Origin of the sequence: Paraburkholderia ferrariae NBRC 106233 (assembly GCF_000685035.1) — a bacterium.
GTDB classification, from domain to species: domain Bacteria; phylum Pseudomonadota; class Gammaproteobacteria; order Burkholderiales; family Burkholderiaceae; genus Paraburkholderia; species Paraburkholderia ferrariae.
The window spans coordinates 405,137-422,635 of the sequence record NZ_BAYB01000004.1; the positions used below are offsets into that span (position 1 = coordinate 405,137).

The window sequence follows — 17,499 nt, forward strand, 5'->3', positions numbered from 1 at the left end:
GGTGGGGCGGTCGCCCGGCTCATAGGCACGGGAACCGCTCGAATTACCGGCGTAACCTGTGTGCCCCAGTGCGTGTCGTGTGAGTTCTGGCAGGGACTCGGGCGTGTAAGGTCACCGCCGTGCTCAGCTTTCGAGCGAGTGGGCCGTTTGCGTTAATACATCGATGCCGGTATTCGATGCCTGGATGGCGGCACGCCGATGGTAGAACTCCAGCGCCCGCAAGCCGCCCAGTTCCTCGCCGCCGCCCGCGCGACCGGGACCGCCATGCAACGACATTGGCATCACGTTGCCGTGGCCGGTGTGGCTGCCTTGCACCGATGGCGAGACCGCATGGACGCGACCGTGCGTGTCGGCGAGTTCCAGGGCGACACGGGCGAGGTGCGCATCGTCGTTCGAATAGACCGAGGCGACGAGCGAGCCGCGGCCGCGCCGCGCCAACGCGATGGCGTGTGCCTCGCGCAGTTCGCCGGCGTCGCTGGCCGGCTCATACGGGGCAACCGTAGCGACCGGTCCGAAGATTTCGACGTCGTGCAGCAGCGTCGCGCGATCGGGATCGTTGACCACGAACAGATGCGGCGCGATGCACGCGGCAATCGCGGGATCCACGTCGACAGGCGGCACGGCCGAGCCGTCAAACGCGAGCACTGCTTCCTCGCGCAATGCGGCGATTCCAGCAAGCACGCTCTCATACTGTTCGCGGCTCACGAGCGACCCCATCCGCACGCTGTCGTTACGCGGATTACCGACGGTGATCTTCGCGAGCTTTGCCTTCAGCGTATCGAGCACGGCTTCGAGTAAGGCCTCAGGGACGAACGCTCGCCGGATCGCCGTGCATTTCTGCCCCGACTTCACGGTCATCTCCCGCACCACTTCCTTGATGAACAGTTCGAAGGCTGGCGTATCGGGTGCGGCGTCGGCGCAGAGGATCGCGCTGTTCAGGCTGTCGGCTTCGACATTCAGGCGCGCGCCGCGCTGAACAAAGGCCGCGTGAGCGCGGAGTATCGCGGCGGTTTCAGCGGAGCCGGTGAACGACACCACGTCGAAGGCCTGTACCTGATCGAGCAGGCCCGCGGAGCTGCCGCAGATGACGGATAGCGCCCCCTGCGGCAGAATGCCTGCATCGACCACGTCTGCGACCATGCGCTGCGTGAGCCACGCGGTCGCGGTAGCCGGTTTGACGATCACCGGGACACCGGACAGCAACGCGGGCGCGGCCTTCTCCCACAGCCCCCACGACGGGAAATTGAACGCGTTGATAAAGAGGGCGACACCGCGCGTGGGCGTGAGCACATGCTGGACGCTGAACGACTGGTCCTTACTGAGCGAAACGACGTGGCCGTCGCGCAGCGCGTGCACGTCGCCTAGCGTCGCGCCAAGTTTCGCGTAATAAGAAAGCGTGAAAATCCCGCCATCGATATCGACTGCCGAGTCGTTGTGGGTGGTGCCGGAGTTGGCGGTGGCGATTGCGTAGTAATCGTCGCGCTTCGCCTGCAACAGCTTGACGATGTCGGCAAGACGCGCGGCGCGCTCTGCATAAGTGAGCGCGCGTAGCGCGGCGCCGCCTTGCTCGCGGGCGAAATCGAAGACGCGTGGAAGATCGAGCCCCTGGCTCGACACGCGCACCAGCGCTTCGCCCGTCACCGGGTCAGTTAACGTGCTGCCTTCGCCATTTCCGGCGACCCATTGGCCCGCCACGTAATTCTTCAGCAATTCAGTCATGATGGCGCTCTCAGGCGGGAGTGAACTCAATGGCGCCCTGCGGCAGCAGATACAGCACGAGCGCCTGGCCGTTGGCGACAGTCGGGCGATGCTCGCTGCCGGGTCCGTACACGCACCAGCCGGCTGGATGGCCGTCGAAGGTCGCGCCGTCGGTGAGTGGCATGATCAGGTCGATCTCGCCGTGTGGATGGACATGGTGCGGCCCTGCAATATCTTTCATGTCGACCACGTCGACCGAAAAGCCGTGCGTGTCGGGTAGTGCCTTGAAGATACGCCCGTAGCGGATGCCGCCGCCTTCGCGGTTGCACAGCCAGCCGGCGGCGACACCGTCGCGACAGGCGTCGGCCAGTGCGCGAAAGGTCTTGCCGCCGGCGGGAAGGGTGTCGTTCAGCCATCTCGCCAGTTCGTCGTCCAACGGGCGATCGACGAGTTGTTCCGTAACGCCCGCGACGAGGCGCTGGAAGTCTTGTGGGGTCATGCGAGCCTCTAAAAAAGGGCTGGCGCGCACCTTACTTCATGTGCGTCCGCTGGCCGTCTCCGACACGCCGCCCGAAAAATCTGCGCGGCGTTTGTGATTGGATCAATATTTGGCGAAAATTAACCGTTCACCGGGTGCCTGTCAAGCACTATAGTACATGTACAGAAGTCGTGAGGTCCGAAAACATGAATCAAACCGACTCGATCCTGCCCCTGGACGAGCGTCCGGAGGACGCGACGCGGACGGAGCGCGATCCTTTCCTGACGGCGATGGGCGAGCGCGTGCGGCTCCTTCGCGCGCGCCGCGGCATGACCCGCAAGGCCCTGGCAACCGAGACGGGGCTGTCCGAACGGCATCTGGCCAATCTGGAGTCGGGGCTGGGCAACGCGTCAGTGCTGGTGTTGCGACAGATCGCGAGCACACTGAACTGCCCGCTTGCCGAGGTGATCGGCGACGAGACCACTGCGTCGGCAGAATGGCTGCTGATCCGCGAGTTGCTGCACGGGCGTGATCAGGCCGCGCTGCAGCGGGCGCGCGTCGCGCTGGCCGAAATGTTCGCGCAGGCACCGCGCGACCCTCACCGCAAGGACCGTATCGCGCTGATCGGTTTGCGCGGTGCGGGCAAGTCGACGCTTGGGCGCATGCTCGCTCAGGAGCGCAAGGTGCCGTTCGTTGAGCTGACGCGGGTGATCGAGCAACTGGCGGGCTGCCCGCCTTCCGAAATTCATTCGCTGTACGGCGCGAGCGCTTACCGGCGCTACGAGCACCGCGCGCTCGAGGCGGTGATCCAGGAGCATGAGAAGGCGGTCATCGCGTCGCCGGGTGGGCTGGTTTCGGAGTCGGGCACCTTCAACATGCTGCTCGCGCACTGCTTCACCGTATGGTTGCAGGCCACCCCGGAAGAGCATATGCGGCGGGTGGTTGCGCAAGGCGACCTGCGGCCGATGTCGGGCAACAAGGAAGCGATGGACGATCTGAAGCGAATCCTGGCGGGCCGCAGCGAACTGTATGGACGAGCGGACATGACTTACGACACCAGTGAGAAGACCCTCGCAGATGCCTATCTGCAATTGCGCGACCGTCTTGCCGCACGACTGGCGGCCGAAGCGCCGGATGACGCTCACGTGAACTGAATTGCGGGATTTGTCTAAGGGTTTACGATATAAAATGAAGTAAAGTGCTTTACATGGGTGTGAAGGTGCATTATTGTTCACAAAACAATCTTGCATCGTCCAGTCCAGGAGACGCCCCATGTCCTCAGCAGAAACCGCCATCGGCGCGGCGCAACGCGTCGATTACCGTACCAGTCCCTCGCAATACAAGCATTGGAAGCTGACGTTCAACGGTCCCGTTGCGACGCTCGGCATCGATATCGCCGAAGACGGCGGCATTCGCGACGGCTACAAGCTCAAACTGAATTCCTATGATCTGGGCGTCGACATCGAACTGCATGACGCGATCCAGCGCATCCGCTTCGAGCATCCCGAAGTCAGAACGGTGGTGGTCACGAGCCTGAAGGACCGCGTCTTTTGCTCGGGCGCCAACATCTTCATGCTGGGTCTGTCCACGCACGCATGGAAAGTCAACTTCTGCAAATTCACCAACGAAACGCGCAATGGTCTCGAAGACTCGTCGCGTCATTCGGGCCTCAAGTTCCTCGCGGCGGTGAACGGCGCCTGCGCGGGCGGCGGCTACGAGCTGGCGCTGGCATGCGATGAAATTTATCTGGTGGATGACCGCTCGTCGTCGGTGTCATTGCCGGAAGTGCCGCTGCTCGGCGTGCTGCCCGGCACGGGCGGTTTGACTCGTGTGACCGACAAACGCCGTGTCCGCCACGACCGCGCCGATATTTTCTGCACGGTGGTCGAAGGTATTCGCGGTGAACGCGCAAAGGAATGGCGTCTGGTGGATGAAGTCGTGAAGCCCAACCAGTTCGATCAGGCGATTGCCGCGCGCGCGCTGGAACTCGCCGCGCAAAGCGACCGTCCTGCCGATGCGAAGGGCGTGGCGCTGACCTTTATCGAACGCACCGAGCGCGCGGATGGTCTGGGCTACCAGACCGTCGACGTCACGATTGACCGTGCAAAGCGTACCGCTACCTTCACCGCCAAGGCGCCGGCGAGCCCGCAACCGACCGACATCGACGCCATCGTCGCCGCCGGCTCGAACTGGTGGCCGCTGCGGTTCGCCCGCGAACTGGACGACGCGATCCTGTCGATGCGCACCAACGAACTGGAGATTGGCACGTGGATCTTCAGGACCGAAGGCGACGCCCGCGCTGTGCTCGCCGCCGATGCGACGCTCATCCAGCACCAGAATCACTGGTTTGTGCGCGAAACGATCGGTCTGCTGCGCCGCACGCTGGCGCGCATCGATGTCTCATCCCGCTCGCTCTTTGCATTGATCGAACCGGGCTCATGCTTTGCCGGCACGTTGGCCGAACTCGCGTTTGCCGCTGATCGCACCTATATGGCGGCAATTCCCAGTAACGAAGACGAAGAACCGGCGATCACCTTGTCGGAAGTCAACTTCGGCCTCTATCCGCTGGTCACGCACCAGTCACGCCTTGCGCGCCGCTTCTACGAGGAGACCGCACCGCTCGACGCCGTGCGCGCGAAGATCGGCCAGGCAGTCAAGCCGGTCGAGGCTGAACGCCTTGGCCTCGTGACCGCAGCGCCGGACGACATCGACTGGGCCGACGAAATCCGCATCGCGCTCGAGGAACGCGCGGCGATGTCGCCGGACGCGCTGACCGGTCTCGAAGCGAACCTGCGTTTCAACGGTCCCGAGACGATGGAGACGCGCATTTTCGGCCGCCTGACCGCATGGCAGAACTGGATTTTCAACCGGCCGAATGCAGTGGGCGAGAAGGGCGCGCTCAAGGTGTACGGCAAGGGCAGCAAGGCGCAATTCGACGTCTCGCGGGTCTGACTCCGCTGCCCGCAGTCCGCCGTCAATACGTGCCTCTCATCTCAAGCACTGCTGTTTCCCGATCAAGGAACCGACCATGTCAACGATTAACTACAGCGAAAAGATTCCGAACAACGTCAATCTTGCCGACGACCGCACGCTGCAACGCGCGCTCGAACAGTGGCAACCGAACTTCCTGTCGTGGTGGGGCGATATGGGCCCGGACGGCTCGCATGGCTATGACGTCTATCTGCGCACGGCGGTGAGCGTCGATGCAGGAGGCTGGGCCCACTTCGATCACGTGAAGATGCCCGATTATCGCTGGGGCATTTTTCTCACGCCGGGTGAGCAGGACCGCAAGATCCAGTTCGGCGAGCATAAGGGTGAGGCGGCGTGGCAGGACGTGCCCGGCGAGCATCGCGCGAACCTGCGCCGCATCATCGTCACGCAGGGTGACACGGAACCGGCGTCGGTCGAGCAGCAGCGTCACCTCGGATTGACCGCGCCGTCGATGTACGACCTGCGCAACCTGTTTCAGGTCAACGTCGAGGAAGGTCGTCACCTGTGGGCGATGGTGTACCTGCTGCATCGCTACTTCGGTCGTGACGGTCGTGAAGAAGCCGAAGCATTGCTCGGCCGCCGCTCGGGCGACGACGACAATCCGCGCATTCTCGGCGCATTCAACGAGAAAACGCCGGACTGGCTGGCGTTCTATATGTTCACGTACTTCACGGACCGCGACGGCAAGTTCCAGTTGTCGGCGCTCGCGGAGTCGGGTTTCGATCCGCTCGCCCGCACCACGAAGTTCATGCTGACCGAAGAAGCGCATCACATGTTCGTCGGGGAGTCTGGCGTCTCGCGCGTTGTGCAGCGTACTGCCCAGGTGATGAACGAACTGAAGACCGATGACGTCAACCAGATCCGCGCCGCGGGCGTGATCGATCTGCCGACGATCCAGCGCTACCTGAACTTCCACTATTCAGTGACGATCGACCTGTTCGGTGCCGATCATTCGTCGAATGCGGCGACCTTCTATAGCTCGGGCCTGAAGGGCCGCTATGAGGAAACCAAACGCGACGACGACCATCAGCTTGGCGGGCAGAGCTACAAACTGCTCGACGTCCAGGACGGCAAGCTGGTCGAACGCGAAGTGCCGATGCTCAACGCGATGAACGAAGTGCTGCGCGACGACTACATCAAGGACTCGGTGGCGGGCGTGAACCGCTGGAACAAGGTGCTGGAGAAGGCCGGCATCGAGTTCCGCCTGACGGTGCCGCACAAGGCATTCAATCGCCAGATCGGTACGTTTGCCGGCACGCGCGTGGCGCCGGACGGGCGCGTCGTCAGCGAAACCGAATGGGCCGCAAATGAGGCGAAATGGCTCGCGACACCGGAAGACCGCGCGTATGTCGCGTCGCTAATGGGCCGCGTGGTTGAGCCGGGCAAGTTCGCCAACTGGATTGCACCGCCGGCGATGGGCATCAACCGCCAGCCGATTGACTTCGAATATGTGCGATTCAACTGATCTGGCCAAAGCCGTATCTGCGCCATATCAGGCGTCCGGCCACGCTGAGCGTTCAGGCAGCGGGACCGGACGCAGGGAGAGACAACCATGAATGCTCCAGTTCCAATAGAAGTGCTCAGGCAGCATCTGATCGACCCGGAAATCTGTATTCGCTGCAACACCTGCGAAGAGACCTGTCCGATCGACGCGATTACGCATGACGATAACAACTACGTCGTGAAGGCGGACGTGTGCAATGGCTGCATGGCATGCGTGTCGCCGTGCCCCACCGGCGCCATCGACAACTGGCGTACCGTGCTCAAGGCCGACGCGTATAGCATCGACGAGCAGTTCAGCTGGGACGAGCTGCCGGCGCAGAACACGACCGCGAACGCCGCGCTTGATGCGACAGCGCAAGCAAACGGGGACAACGAAACGGGCGAAACAGCGAGTGGCATCGAAGTCGATGCTGCGCGCGGCTCGACCGTGCCGCCGTGGTCGGCGGCGAAGCCCTACGTGAACCTGTATACGCACAAGGCGCCGACTACGGCGACGGTCGTGGGCAATTACCGTCTTACCGACGAATCGGCCGACAGTGACATCCATCATATCGTGCTGGATTTCGGCACGTTGCCGTTTCCCGTGCTTGAAGGACAGTCGATCGGGATTCTGCCGCCGGGGACCACGAAGGACGGCAAGCCACATCACGCGCGCCAGTATTCGCTCGCCAGTCCACGCGATGGTGAGCGTCCCCGTTATAACAATGTATCGCTGACAGTCAAACGCGTCACGCGTGACTATCAGGACAATGCGGCCGACGGCGTGTGCTCGAATTACCTGTGCGACCTGAAAAAGGGCGACAAGGTTACCGTGATTGGGCCATTCGGTAGCACCTTCCTGATGCCGAACCACCCGGACTCTCATCTGCTGATGATCTGCACCGGTACGGGCTCGGCGCCCATGCGCGCCATGACGGAATACCGCCGGCGCCGCCGCCTGAAGGGTGCGACTGGCAAGCTGATGCTGTTCTTCGGAGCGCGCACGAAAGAAGAGTTACCGTACTTCGGACCTCTGACCAATTTGCCGAAGGACTTCATCGATACGAACCTTGCGTTTTCCCGCACGCCCGGACAGCCGAAGCGCTATGTGCAGGACGCGATGCGCGAGCGAGCGGTTGATATCGCACAGTTGCTGAAGAACGACGGCACGTACATCTACGTTTGCGGCCTGAAGGGCATGGAGGACGGCGTGCTGCAGGCGCTGCAGGAGATTGCGGAACGGAATGGTCTCGACTGGGCGACGCTTTGGCCGCGCCTGAAGCGCGAAGGGCGTCTGCATCTTGAAACATATTGATTGACGCGAGTGCCAACCGGGTGCCGCAGTTGATTCTGACGGCCGCATTGCCCGGTTGGTGTAAGGGACGGCACGGCACGTCGCCGCCTTAAGCGAATGGAAATCCAGGTGACTGAAAAGAACACATTTGATGACAACTTCGCGACCCTTGATTGCGTTGTCGACGAGACGGGTGTCGCCCGCGTTACGCTAAACCGCCCCGACGTGCATAACGCGTTCAACGACGCGATGATCGAGGAGTTGACGCGCTGCTTTCTGCAACTGGGATCGCACGACGGCGTCCGGGTGATCGTACTTGCGTCGTCCGGCAACGTGTTTTGTGCCGGCGCAGACCTCAACTGGATGAAACGGGCGAGCGCTAACCGTGCCGATGCGAACATCCAGGATGCACGGCGATTCGCCAGCATGATGCAGGCGCTTCATGCATGTTCCAGGCCTATTGTCGCGCGGGTGCAGGGCGGGGCGTTTGGCGGTGGCGTGGGCCTGATCTGCGTCTGCGACATTGTGGTTGCGAGCGAGCAGGCCCGGTTTGCTGTCACCGAGGCGCGTTTTGGGATTCTGCCCGCTGTGATTGGGCCATACCTGATTGAGGCGGTCGGTGTGCGGCAGGCGAGACGTCTTGCACTTACCGCATCGCTGATTGACGCGGCCGAGGCCCGCGACCTGGGTCTCGTTCACTATGTAACCATGAGCGAAGGATTGGACGGGCAGGTGCAGAAGGTTGTGTCCGGGCTGACGGGAAATGGTCCGACTGCATTGCAGGAAATAAAGACCTTGTTCGGCGATATCGCTGGCCGTCCGATTGACGGGAGCGTCACAGATCTCACCGCGGCGACCATCGCCCGGGTGCGTTCCACGGAAGAGGCGAAAGAGGGGTTCTCCGCATTTTTCGACAAACGGCCCGCAGCCTGGAGTGTCAAATGAATTGGGACGCTTCCGGGCTGAGGAATGACGCGGCGGTTGGCATTATCGGCGCCGGGACAATGGGCGCAGGCATTGCGCAGATCGCAGCAGCAGCCGGACATCGGGTCCTGCTTTTCGACGCGAGGAGCGGCGCTGCGGCACAGGTCCTGGATAAGCTCAACGCTGATCTGAAAAAGCGGGTCGACGCGGGAAAACTCGATTCCACTGATGCCAGGGCCCTGGTTGCGCGAATCGAGCCTGTCGATGCTATTGCCGCTGTCAGCGAAGCCGGTATTGTGATTGAAGCAATTGTTGAACGTCTCGACGCCAAGCGTGAACTGCTTGCGCAACTCGAGAGTCTCGTGGCTGACCGGACGATTCTTGCGTCCAATACATCATCGATTTCCGTTACCGCGTTAGGTCGTGATCTGCGCTTGCCGCAACGGCTCGTCGGGATGCATTTTTTCAACCCGGTGCCTGTCATGAAGCTCGTCGAAGTCGTCTCCGGCGCGGCGACCGACAGCGCTGTTGCGCACGCGGTGGCCGATCTGGCGGTGCGTTGGGGCAAGGTGCCGATCCACGCACGCTCCACTCCGGGTTTTGTGGTCAACCGCATTGCCAGGCCGTTTTACGCGGAAGCGCTGCTTCTGCTGCAGGATCGATATGCGACGCCGTCGCAAATCGACGCTGCGCTGCGTGCCGCGGGCTTCCGGATGGGCCCTTGTGAGTTGATGGACCTGATCGGTCACGACGTCAATTTCTCGGTGACCGAGTCGATGTTTGCGGCCAGCTTTTTTGACCGGCGCTATACCCCATCCATCGTCCAGCGCGAACTGGTAGATGGTGGCTTGCTAGGCCGAAAGAACGGGCGAGGTTTCTATGACTACCCGGCGGAACCCCTGGCAGAAGCTGCTGCGACGCCCGCACAGGTCGATACCGATCCACCGTGCGTGAGCGTATCCGGTGACAGCTTCACAATTACGACGGTAGGCGCTGAACTATCCGGCGAGGGATGGGAGGTCGAATATGCCAATTCCGCCGGTGCCTCGCTGGGACGTGCTGACAACATATTGATGAAGGACACGCTGCTTGTTGGCGATACGCTGATTTGCGTAACGGACGGCCGTCCTGCCGCACAGGTCGCTGCACAATCTGGTCGCCGCCATGTCGCCGTCATTGACATCATCGTCAGTGAGGACGCCGGCCCGCTTTGCGTTGCATTTGCGCCCAGTTGCGGAGAACAGCAACGCGCGGTAGTGCGCAATCTTCTGGAAACAGTGGGCCGCAGGCCCATCGAAATCGACGATGCGCCGGGGATGGTCGTCGCACGCACAATCGCGATGCTGGTTAATGAAGCGGCCGACGCCGTGCAACAGGGCGTGTGCGATGAAGCCTCAGTTGATACCGCCATGAAGCTGGGTACCAACTATCCTTTGGGGCCGTTCGAATGGCTCGACAAGCTTGGAGCGCCGACAGTGTGTAACCTGCTTGATCATCTTGATGCCGTTTATCGCGGTGAGCGATACCGTGCGAGTTTGCTGCTGCGCCGACGCATCTGGGGGCAAGCGATGGGGACTGAATCATGAGCGACCGGTTCGAAGTTGATACCGATAATTTTCGTGTCGAACTGAATGATGGCGTGGCCGAGCTTGTATTTGGCACGCCGGGGAGCATGCCGTTTGCCGACGAGCGTGGACACCGCGAACTCTCCCGGATCTGGTCGCGGCTGGACGGGCATCCTGGTGTAAGGGCGATTCTTGTTCGCAGCGAGGGCAAGGGCTTCTGTGCGGGCGGGACCCTCGACGTCGTGAGGCAGATGGTTGGCAGCGAGACCATGCGCCTGACGGTCATGAAGGAAGCCAGAGCCATCGTCCAGGGAATGCTGGATTGCGACCGTCCTGTCGTTTCCGCGATTAATGGTGCTGCGGTCGGTGGCGGGCTTGCGGTCGCGTTGCTGGCCGACATTTCGATTGCGGCGAAGACGGCGAAGCTCATCGACGGCCACACGAAGCTCGGTGTTGCCGCAGGCGACCATGCGGCATTGATATGGCCGCTGCTGTGCGGGATGGCAAAGGCAAAGTACTACCTGCTGCTATGTGAGACCTTGAGCGGCGAGGAGGCGGAGCGGATTGGAGTGGTCAGCGCGGCTGTGGACGAAGCCGAACTGCTTACAACGGCTCGCAGCGTGAGCAGGAGGCTCGCTAATGGGAGCCCCACGGCGCTGGCCTGGACCAAACGCTCGCTTAACCACTGGCTGCGCGCCGCGTGGCCAGCTTTCGAAGCATCATTGGCGGCAGAAATCCTGGGATTCGCTGGTGCCGACGCTAGTGAAGGTCTTCATGCGCTGGAAGAGAAGCGGGCGCCGTCATTTGTTAATGTCGAGGCGAAGGCAGTATGAAATTTCACGAGTTCAGCCCTCACCAGGTCATTAAGGCCGGCCCATATGTCGTGACCGAAGCTGAGGTGCTTGAGTTCGCCAGTCGCTATGATCCGCAATGGTTTCATACGGATCTACGAACTGCAGGGCAAGGACGCTGGGGCGGAGTGATCGCCAGTGGCTGGCATACGTGTGCTATCGCCATGCGACTGGCATGTGATGCGGCGCTCTCCGATTCGGGGTCTTGGGGTTCTCCGGGACTTGACTATCTGAAATGGGTGAAGCCGGTACGGCCCGGCGATTCCTTGACGTTTCACGCGACGGTCATTGACGTCCGCAGATCGAGATCTACGCCATCCCTGGGAATCGTGAAATGGCGCTGGCAACTGTTCAATCAGAACCAGACCGAGGTCCTCGATACTGTTGCGAATAGTTTCTTCGAGGCGAATTAGCGTAGGAAAAAGCGTGCGTTCACCCAGACAGTCGGAATCCACACATGGCTCTGGCATTCTTGGGACGTAGCTGACGATCTTGGGTCTGTCAGGATTTTCGTGTTTGACGCAAGACATCTATCGGGCAGCAATCAGCGACGAAGTCGGCTTTTCGTGTGGCGGCTCTCTCGTCCGCTCCTTCTTCGGCCCTCTAACCGGGAAATGTACCGACTCTGAACTTTGTGCAGATAATTCATCATTTCCTCTGTTCGTGGAAAGAGTCGGATACTCGTTTCCGTCGCAGCCGATGATTGCATCTTCTACGCGAGGCAGGGAACGGTACAAATCAGATGCTTACCTACGGATTTCTCGGACAGGGTCAATTGTTTGCCGCAAATAGTCCTGCCGGGTCATTCTGTAACGTCGACTCGGCATTCCATCATGCGTGCTTTGCCCGTGGTCCCTCATTCCCACCTTCTCGGCGACTCTCATCGACGCGACGTTAGCCGCGTGAATATCCGCAACGATCTCTGGCAATTGTTTATCGTACAACGCATGCGTTGCTATCGGAAGTGCCGCCTTTGTCGCATATCCGTGTCCCCATGCCTTACGGGCGAGACGCCATCCGATCTCGATCTCCGGTCCGATTGCATCATAGGGGATCAGGAGCACCCAACCAAGAAAATGACGGGGATCTTGTTTCGGAAAGATGGACCAGTACCCGAGACCCTCGCCAAATCCCGTTTCGATGCGATGTTCTAGAAAGCGCTCGTGCGCGGCGGGATCACTCCACGGACCGGTCACAGGTCACCTCGGGATCACGGTCCATGGAGAGACAGGCATCGTATTGTTCCTGATCACTGGTGCACTAGGCCTTCTAATCATCGTGCCTCTGTATGCGCTCACCCTGCGCCGGGAACAGGACGCGCCGTACCGCACGCTGCCTGCGACGGGCGGCAAGACGAAGCTTTCGCTTGCCGCGATGGGGCGAGGCAAGTTTCTCTCTCTGATGCTGTTTGTACAGGTTACACGGGGAATGTTGTTCTGGGGGATCACCCTTTGGCTGCCTCTTGCGATTCGTTCCATCGGGTTCTCAGGAACAGCGCAGGCCGTAGCCAGTGCAGTTGCTTTTCTCTTCGCCGTACTGTTGGCAGTGCCCATGGCGTCAGTCAGTGATCGTACGGGAAAGCGAGCGCGTGTGGCAGCACTTAGACTGATCATAACTGTTCGTATTACGGGAACAACGCTAACAATAGTCCCACTACGAATAACATGTCCTTCGCGCCGATCTTTTCGGGATACGCATCTGCCGGCAAGCTACAGGTTTTGGGCGCGTTGGCTGGTTATCACTTTGGAAAGCTGGATGCTGCGCTGGTCTACACCAACACGCAATTCACCAACTTTGGATCTGAACCAGGCGTCAATGCATTGAGCTATGCCGGAAAGGCTTTGTTCAATTCATTCGAACTGAGCCTCAGCGGCTTTGTCGCTCCGTCGGTCCGCGTTGGTTCGCGTATGTCTATACGGGAGGGACCGGGCCAACAAATGGAGCAGGAAGCGTTGCCTACAATCAGATAAATATGGGGATCGACTACTTTCTGTCAAAACGCACGGATGTCTACATTGGCGTGATCTGGCAGCATGCATCCGGACATGACTCAACGGGACATCGAGCGGTCGCCGATATCTACGGGCTGACCGCATCTACATCCTCGAATCAGGCCACCACGGCGATTGGGCTGCGGCACGCGTTTTAACAGCGCGCTGAAAGAATCGGGCGGAAAAAGATGGCCAGAGCGATTGGCAAGTTAGCGAACTACCGGATATTGCCGTCGTTCCGGAGGGAATGATGCAAGCCTTGTTAGTCAGCTCGACAACGCTTCGCAAGCGTTCGCACTTTAGCTGTCAAAGGTAGCGATATTTGCGACCGATAGCCGGGATAGTCGGGTTTCCTGAGAACCTCCTCGTTTTATTTTCACCTCGTAAGGACGAAATACATGCAACTTACTGGCAAGCTGCTAATCGGTCAGCAATCACTTCTCGGCACCAACGGCTCAATCAAGGCTGTGAATGTGTCGACGGGCGCCGCTATCGGACCGGCTTTTGGTGGCGCGACACTTGGCGATTTGGATCGAGCTTGTTCCCTCGCATGGGCGGCGTTCGACGTCTATCGCGAAACTTCGCCTGAAGCGCGCGCCGATTTTCTGGAAACTATCGCGCAGAACATTCTTAATATCGGCGACGCCTTGATTGAGCGCTGCATGATCGAAACCGGCCTGCCGCGTCATCGCCTCGAAGGCGAACGCGGACGTACGATCGGCCAATTACGCATGTTCGCAGATGTCGTGCGCAATGGCGACTTCATCGGCGTACGCATCAATCCAGCACTGCCGGAACGTCAACCTTTCCCGCGTGCGGGTGTTCGTCTGCGGCAGATTGGCCTGGGTCACGTCGCAGTGTTCGGCGCTAGCAATTTCCCGCTTGCTTTCTCGGTCGCGGGCGGTGATACCGCTTCTGCGCTCGCCGCCGGTTGCCCGGTGATCGTCAAGGCACACTCGGCACATCCGGGCACGGCAGAACTTGTTGGTCGCACGGTGCAACTTGCAGTGAAACAATGCGGGATGCACGAAGGCACGTTCTCGCTGCTTTTCGACAGCGGTCGGGACGTTGGTTAGGGCCTCGTCAACGACAAACGTATCAAAGCGGCTGGTTTTACCGGGTCGCGTGGCGGCGGCACGGCGCTGATGAAACTCGCGGCAGCACGCGCTGAACCGATACCCATCTACGCAGAAATGAGCAGCATCAACCCCGTCTTGCTGTTTCCGAACGCTTTGAAGAACCGTGGCGAAGCCATCGCGGAGACGTTCGTGCAATCGCTCGTGCTGGGCGCAGGTCAGTTCTGCACGAACCTAGGTCTTGTACTCGCGGTAGATGGTCCGTATCTCGACACATTCATCGCGGCAGCATCGATTGCGCTGAAGGATACCGCCGCGCAGACCATGTTGACGCCGGGCATTTTCAAGGCGTACGAAAGCTCAGTCGCGAACGCCGGAAAGCACGCTGATGTGACGTGCACGGTGCGAGGCCGTGAAGCAACCGGCGACAACCAGGGGCGGTCCGCACTGTTCGTGACTAACGCTGAAGCGTTCCGAAAGAGCCACGAACTCCAGGATGAGATCTTTGGCGCATCGTCTCTGGTTGTACGTTGCCGGAGCTTGGAAGACATGCTTGAGCTGGTCGAATCGCTCGAAGGCCAGTTGACTGCGGCGCTGCACATCGATGAAGCCGACTACGCCGACGCGAAGCGTGTCATCCCCGCGCTGGAACGGTGCACTGGGCGTATTCTGGTGAATGGTTTCGGCACTGGAGTGGAAGTCGGCCATGCGATGGTCCACGGAGGCCCGTTCCCCTCGACGGCAGATGGCCGCTCGACTTCAGTTGGCAGCCTGGCAATCTATCGTTTCTTGCGCCCGGTGAGCTATCAGGACCTGCCGGAAGGGCTGTTGCCAGATGCCCTGAAGAACGACAACCCGTTGGGTCTGAATCGTCGCATGGACGGAAAGTTGCAACTGGCGTCATGACAATCAGCTAGCCTGGGGATTTTCGTTTTAAGGCCGGTCATTAAGTTGCTGGTCAGGAGTCGAGCGCGCTTTCGAGTTGGTAGCTTGGGACTGCCTCCCAAACGTGTTGATTTGAATGAATCCTGGCCCACCCTGCGCAGTAATTTGGAGTGTACCCATTACGCCGGACCGGTTTCGCAGTTTTGCATGGGAACGTGCATCGCTTATTGTGTTGCGGTCGACTCCTCCAGTAACCAGTCACGAAACGCCTTGACCGGCGGAAAATCGATCCGATGCGGCCGGGTGAAGATGTAGTAGCCCATCCCCTCGACGTGTGCGGAATCGCACGCGATCCGTAGTTGACCTGTACGTAACTCGTCTTCCACCAGAAAACGCGCGACCAGACCGACGCCGATGTCGGCCATCACCGCTTGTAGCAGGTGTGACGTCAGTTCGAAAACCGGACCCGGGCGCATGTCTACGGTCGGAAAGCCGTGCTGTATGAACCAGTGGCGCCACACGTCGGGTCGCGCGGCGACCTGCAGCAGTTGCAGCTTCGTGATGCCGCGTGTCGTGCCTCCGTCCAGCATGTCGGCAATGTTCGGACTGACGACTGGCACCAGTTCCTCATTCAGCAACCTTTCGGACACCGCACCGGGCCACCGTCCATCGACACTGTTGCTGATCGCCATGTCCATGCCGCCCAGTTCGAGATCAAACTGGCCGATGCGGGAGTGGATATGCACCTGGACGTTCGGGTTGCGCGCATAAAAGCGGTGGATTCGCGGTAGCAGCCATTTCGAGCCGACTGAGGGCAGGATCGACAGATGGAATGACCCACCGCCCTGCCGGTAGCTGATTGCCTGCAGGGTCCCGTTGCGTATCTTCGCGAGTCCGATCGCCACTTCATGCAGATATATCGAGCCGACGTCGGTCAGCGCAATCTTGCGGCCACGGCGCAGGAACAGTTCGACACCAAGCTGTTCCTCGAGCATCTGGACATGGCGGCTGACCGCGCTTTGTGTCAGTGCCAGTTCCTCCGCGGCGCGCGTGAAACTCTGATGGCGGGCGGCTGCTTCGAACGCAAGCAGCATCGACATCGACGGGGTGAGACGTCGTGGATTCATGCGTAAAACTCATGCATAGAGGGTAGAAAAGCCGTTTTGAACGGTACCGTTTCGATCTTACACTGCATTTTAAGCGGGAAATGTAGATCGATACCCACCTGCCCGCCGCACTGACGGCGTACAACATTCCCCACGGAAACGCACAACAACCGGAGACGCCATGACTGCTTCCCACCCCGTTCGCCTGCGCGGCGCATATGCGCCGGTCCTGACACCCTTCAGACATGATCTTTCGGTTGACGTTGACCGTTTCGTCGAGCATTGCCGGTGGCTTACAGACCAAGGCGCCGGACTCGCGGTATTTGGCACCAACTCGGAAGCGGCGTCTGTGTCGCTGGACGAACGCATCGAACTGACTGAGGCCGTTATCGAGGCCGGCATCGATCCGGCGAAACTGATGCCAGGCACGGGTCTCTGTGCGCTGCCCGAAGCTGTTCGACTGACCAGTCACGCGGTGTCGCTCGGTGCACCGGGCGTGCTTGTGCTTCCACCGTACTATTTCAAGTCGCCGTCCGAAGACGGACTCTTCGCGTATTACTCGGAGATCATCGAACGCGTCGGCGATGCGCGTCTCGCGCTTTACCTCTATCACTTCCCGCAGATGTCCCAGGTGCCCATCACGGCGAGCCTTGTCGAGCGGCTGCTCAAGCGCTATCCGGAAACCATCGCGGGCCTGAAGGACTCGTCGGGTGACTGGGACAATACGCGCACGATGATCGAGCGCTTCGCGTCTCACCCTCACGGCTTTTCTGTATTTCCGGCCAGCGAATCAACGCTGGGCAAGGCAGTTCCGATCGGCGCCGCAGGCTGTATCAGCGCCACGGTCAACGTGAATCCGCGCCGTGTGAGTGCACTGATCGAACAGCTCCATGCGAATCCTCGCGCAGAGGCTGCTACGGCTCTACAACGCGAAGTAGACGATGTACGCGGCATCTTCCAGCGTCTGGCAATGATTCCAGCGATGAAAGCGACGCTCGCCCGCGCGCGTCACGCCGAAGACTGGAATGTCGTGCGCCCTCCGTTGCAGGCATTCGATCGCAACGCTGCGCGCGACCTCGACGCACAGCTTGAACGCATTGGCTTCGCGGTCGCGCCGCTTCACGCCTGATCGATCCGGTAGCCAAATCGTTTACCGTC

14 protein-coding genes and 2 pseudogenes are annotated in these 17,499 nt (G+C 60.4%); 12 read left to right on the plus strand and 4 right to left on the minus strand.

Annotation, left to right across the window (positions count from 1 at the left end):
* Positions 1 to 123: 123 nt before the first annotated feature.
* Both BFE01S_RS05435 and BFE01S_RS05440 read right to left on the minus strand, forming a co-directional pair.
* Positions 124 to 1,719, minus strand: a complete 1,596-nt coding sequence (locus BFE01S_RS05435) for a 3,4-dehydroadipyl-CoA semialdehyde dehydrogenase (RefSeq protein WP_028197570.1) — start codon at positions 1,717 to 1,719, stop codon at positions 124 to 126.
* A 10-nt stretch (positions 1,720 to 1,729) separates the two neighbouring features.
* On the minus strand, positions 1,730 to 2,197 hold the full coding sequence (locus BFE01S_RS05440) for a DUF4863 family protein (protein ID WP_028224624.1): 468 nt from the start codon (positions 2,195 to 2,197) through the stop codon (positions 1,730 to 1,732).
* Positions 2,198 to 2,382: 185 nt separating this feature from the next.
* Here BFE01S_RS05440 and BFE01S_RS05445 point away from each other — a divergent pair, with 185 nt between their 5' ends.
* The 8 genes from BFE01S_RS05445 (at position 2,383) to BFE01S_RS42725 (ending at position 11,696) form a co-directional block, all read left to right on the plus strand.
* Positions 2,383 to 3,330 (plus strand): helix-turn-helix transcriptional regulator, encoded by a 948-nt coding sequence (locus BFE01S_RS05445; protein WP_028197572.1) that lies wholly within the window; start codon positions 2,383 to 2,385, stop codon positions 3,328 to 3,330.
* Positions 3,331 to 3,448: 118 nt separating this feature from the next.
* A complete protein-coding gene (gene boxC, locus BFE01S_RS05450) occupies positions 3,449 to 5,128 on the plus strand; it encodes a 2,3-epoxybenzoyl-CoA dihydrolase (protein WP_028224625.1) in 1,680 nt (559 codons plus the stop codon).
* A 76-nt stretch (positions 5,129 to 5,204) separates the two neighbouring features.
* Entirely contained in the window at positions 5,205 to 6,632 is a 1,428-nt protein-coding gene (boxB, locus tag BFE01S_RS05455) for a benzoyl-CoA 2,3-epoxidase subunit BoxB (RefSeq protein WP_011494013.1), read from the plus strand.
* An 87-nt stretch (positions 6,633 to 6,719) separates the two neighbouring features.
* On the plus strand, positions 6,720 to 7,964 hold the full coding sequence (boxA, locus tag BFE01S_RS05460; protein ID WP_028197574.1) for a benzoyl-CoA 2,3-epoxidase subunit BoxA: 1,245 nt from the start codon (positions 6,720 to 6,722) through the stop codon (positions 7,962 to 7,964).
* 96 nt (positions 7,965 to 8,060) lie between these two features.
* A complete protein-coding gene (locus BFE01S_RS05465; RefSeq protein ID WP_028197575.1) occupies positions 8,061 to 8,888 on the plus strand; it encodes an enoyl-CoA hydratase-related protein in 828 nt (275 codons plus the stop codon).
* Positions 8,885 to 10,453: a 3-hydroxyacyl-CoA dehydrogenase gene (locus tag BFE01S_RS05470; RefSeq protein WP_028197576.1), complete on the plus strand. Its 1,569-nt coding sequence runs from the start codon at positions 8,885 to 8,887 to the stop codon at positions 10,451 to 10,453. Before BFE01S_RS05465 ends, BFE01S_RS05470 begins: the two co-directional genes overlap by 4 nt.
* Positions 10,450 to 11,265 (plus strand): enoyl-CoA hydratase/isomerase family protein, encoded by an 816-nt coding sequence (locus tag BFE01S_RS05475; protein WP_028197577.1) that lies wholly within the window; start codon positions 10,450 to 10,452, stop codon positions 11,263 to 11,265. The genes BFE01S_RS05470 and BFE01S_RS05475 overlap by 4 nt, the downstream gene beginning before the upstream one ends.
* The gene (locus BFE01S_RS42725) at positions 11,262 to 11,696 is read left to right on the plus strand and encodes a MaoC family dehydratase (RefSeq protein WP_028197578.1); all 435 of its coding nucleotides are present in this window, start codon (positions 11,262 to 11,264) and stop codon (positions 11,694 to 11,696) included. The genes BFE01S_RS05475 and BFE01S_RS42725 overlap by 4 nt, the downstream gene beginning before the upstream one ends.
* 333 nt (positions 11,697 to 12,029) lie before the next feature.
* Here BFE01S_RS42725 and BFE01S_RS42730 read toward each other — a convergent pair whose 3' ends face one another.
* Positions 12,030 to 12,479: a GNAT family N-acetyltransferase gene (locus tag BFE01S_RS42730; protein WP_244144087.1), complete on the minus strand. Its 450-nt coding sequence runs from the start codon at positions 12,477 to 12,479 to the stop codon at positions 12,030 to 12,032.
* Between BFE01S_RS42730 and BFE01S_RS46495 the strand changes: the two are divergent.
* From BFE01S_RS46495 to BFE01S_RS37560, 3 genes and pseudogenes are all read left to right on the plus strand, one after another.
* Positions 12,424 to 12,888: pseudogene (locus tag BFE01S_RS46495) on the plus strand (MFS transporter); the annotation flags it as partial. The gene BFE01S_RS42730 and the pseudogene BFE01S_RS46495 sit on opposite strands and share 56 nt — an antisense overlap.
* Before the next feature lie 59 nt (positions 12,889 to 12,947).
* Positions 12,948 to 13,253: a porin family protein gene (locus tag BFE01S_RS41770; RefSeq protein ID WP_028197579.1), complete on the plus strand. Its 306-nt coding sequence runs from the start codon at positions 12,948 to 12,950 to the stop codon at positions 13,251 to 13,253.
* 419 nt (positions 13,254 to 13,672) lie between these two features.
* A pseudogene (locus BFE01S_RS37560) lies at positions 13,673 to 15,256 on the plus strand (aldehyde dehydrogenase (NADP(+))).
* 203 nt (positions 15,257 to 15,459) lie between these two features.
* Here the strand turns inward: BFE01S_RS37560 and BFE01S_RS05485 are convergent.
* Entirely contained in the window at positions 15,460 to 16,362 is a 903-nt protein-coding gene (locus BFE01S_RS05485) for a LysR substrate-binding domain-containing protein (RefSeq protein ID WP_028197580.1), read from the minus strand.
* 160 nt (positions 16,363 to 16,522) lie between these two features.
* On the opposite strand from BFE01S_RS05485, the gene BFE01S_RS05490 reads away from it, so the two are divergent.
* The gene (locus tag BFE01S_RS05490) at positions 16,523 to 17,470 is read left to right on the plus strand and encodes a dihydrodipicolinate synthase family protein (RefSeq protein WP_028197581.1); all 948 of its coding nucleotides are present in this window, start codon (positions 16,523 to 16,525) and stop codon (positions 17,468 to 17,470) included.
* The last annotated feature ends 29 nt before the right edge of the window (positions 17,471 to 17,499 follow it).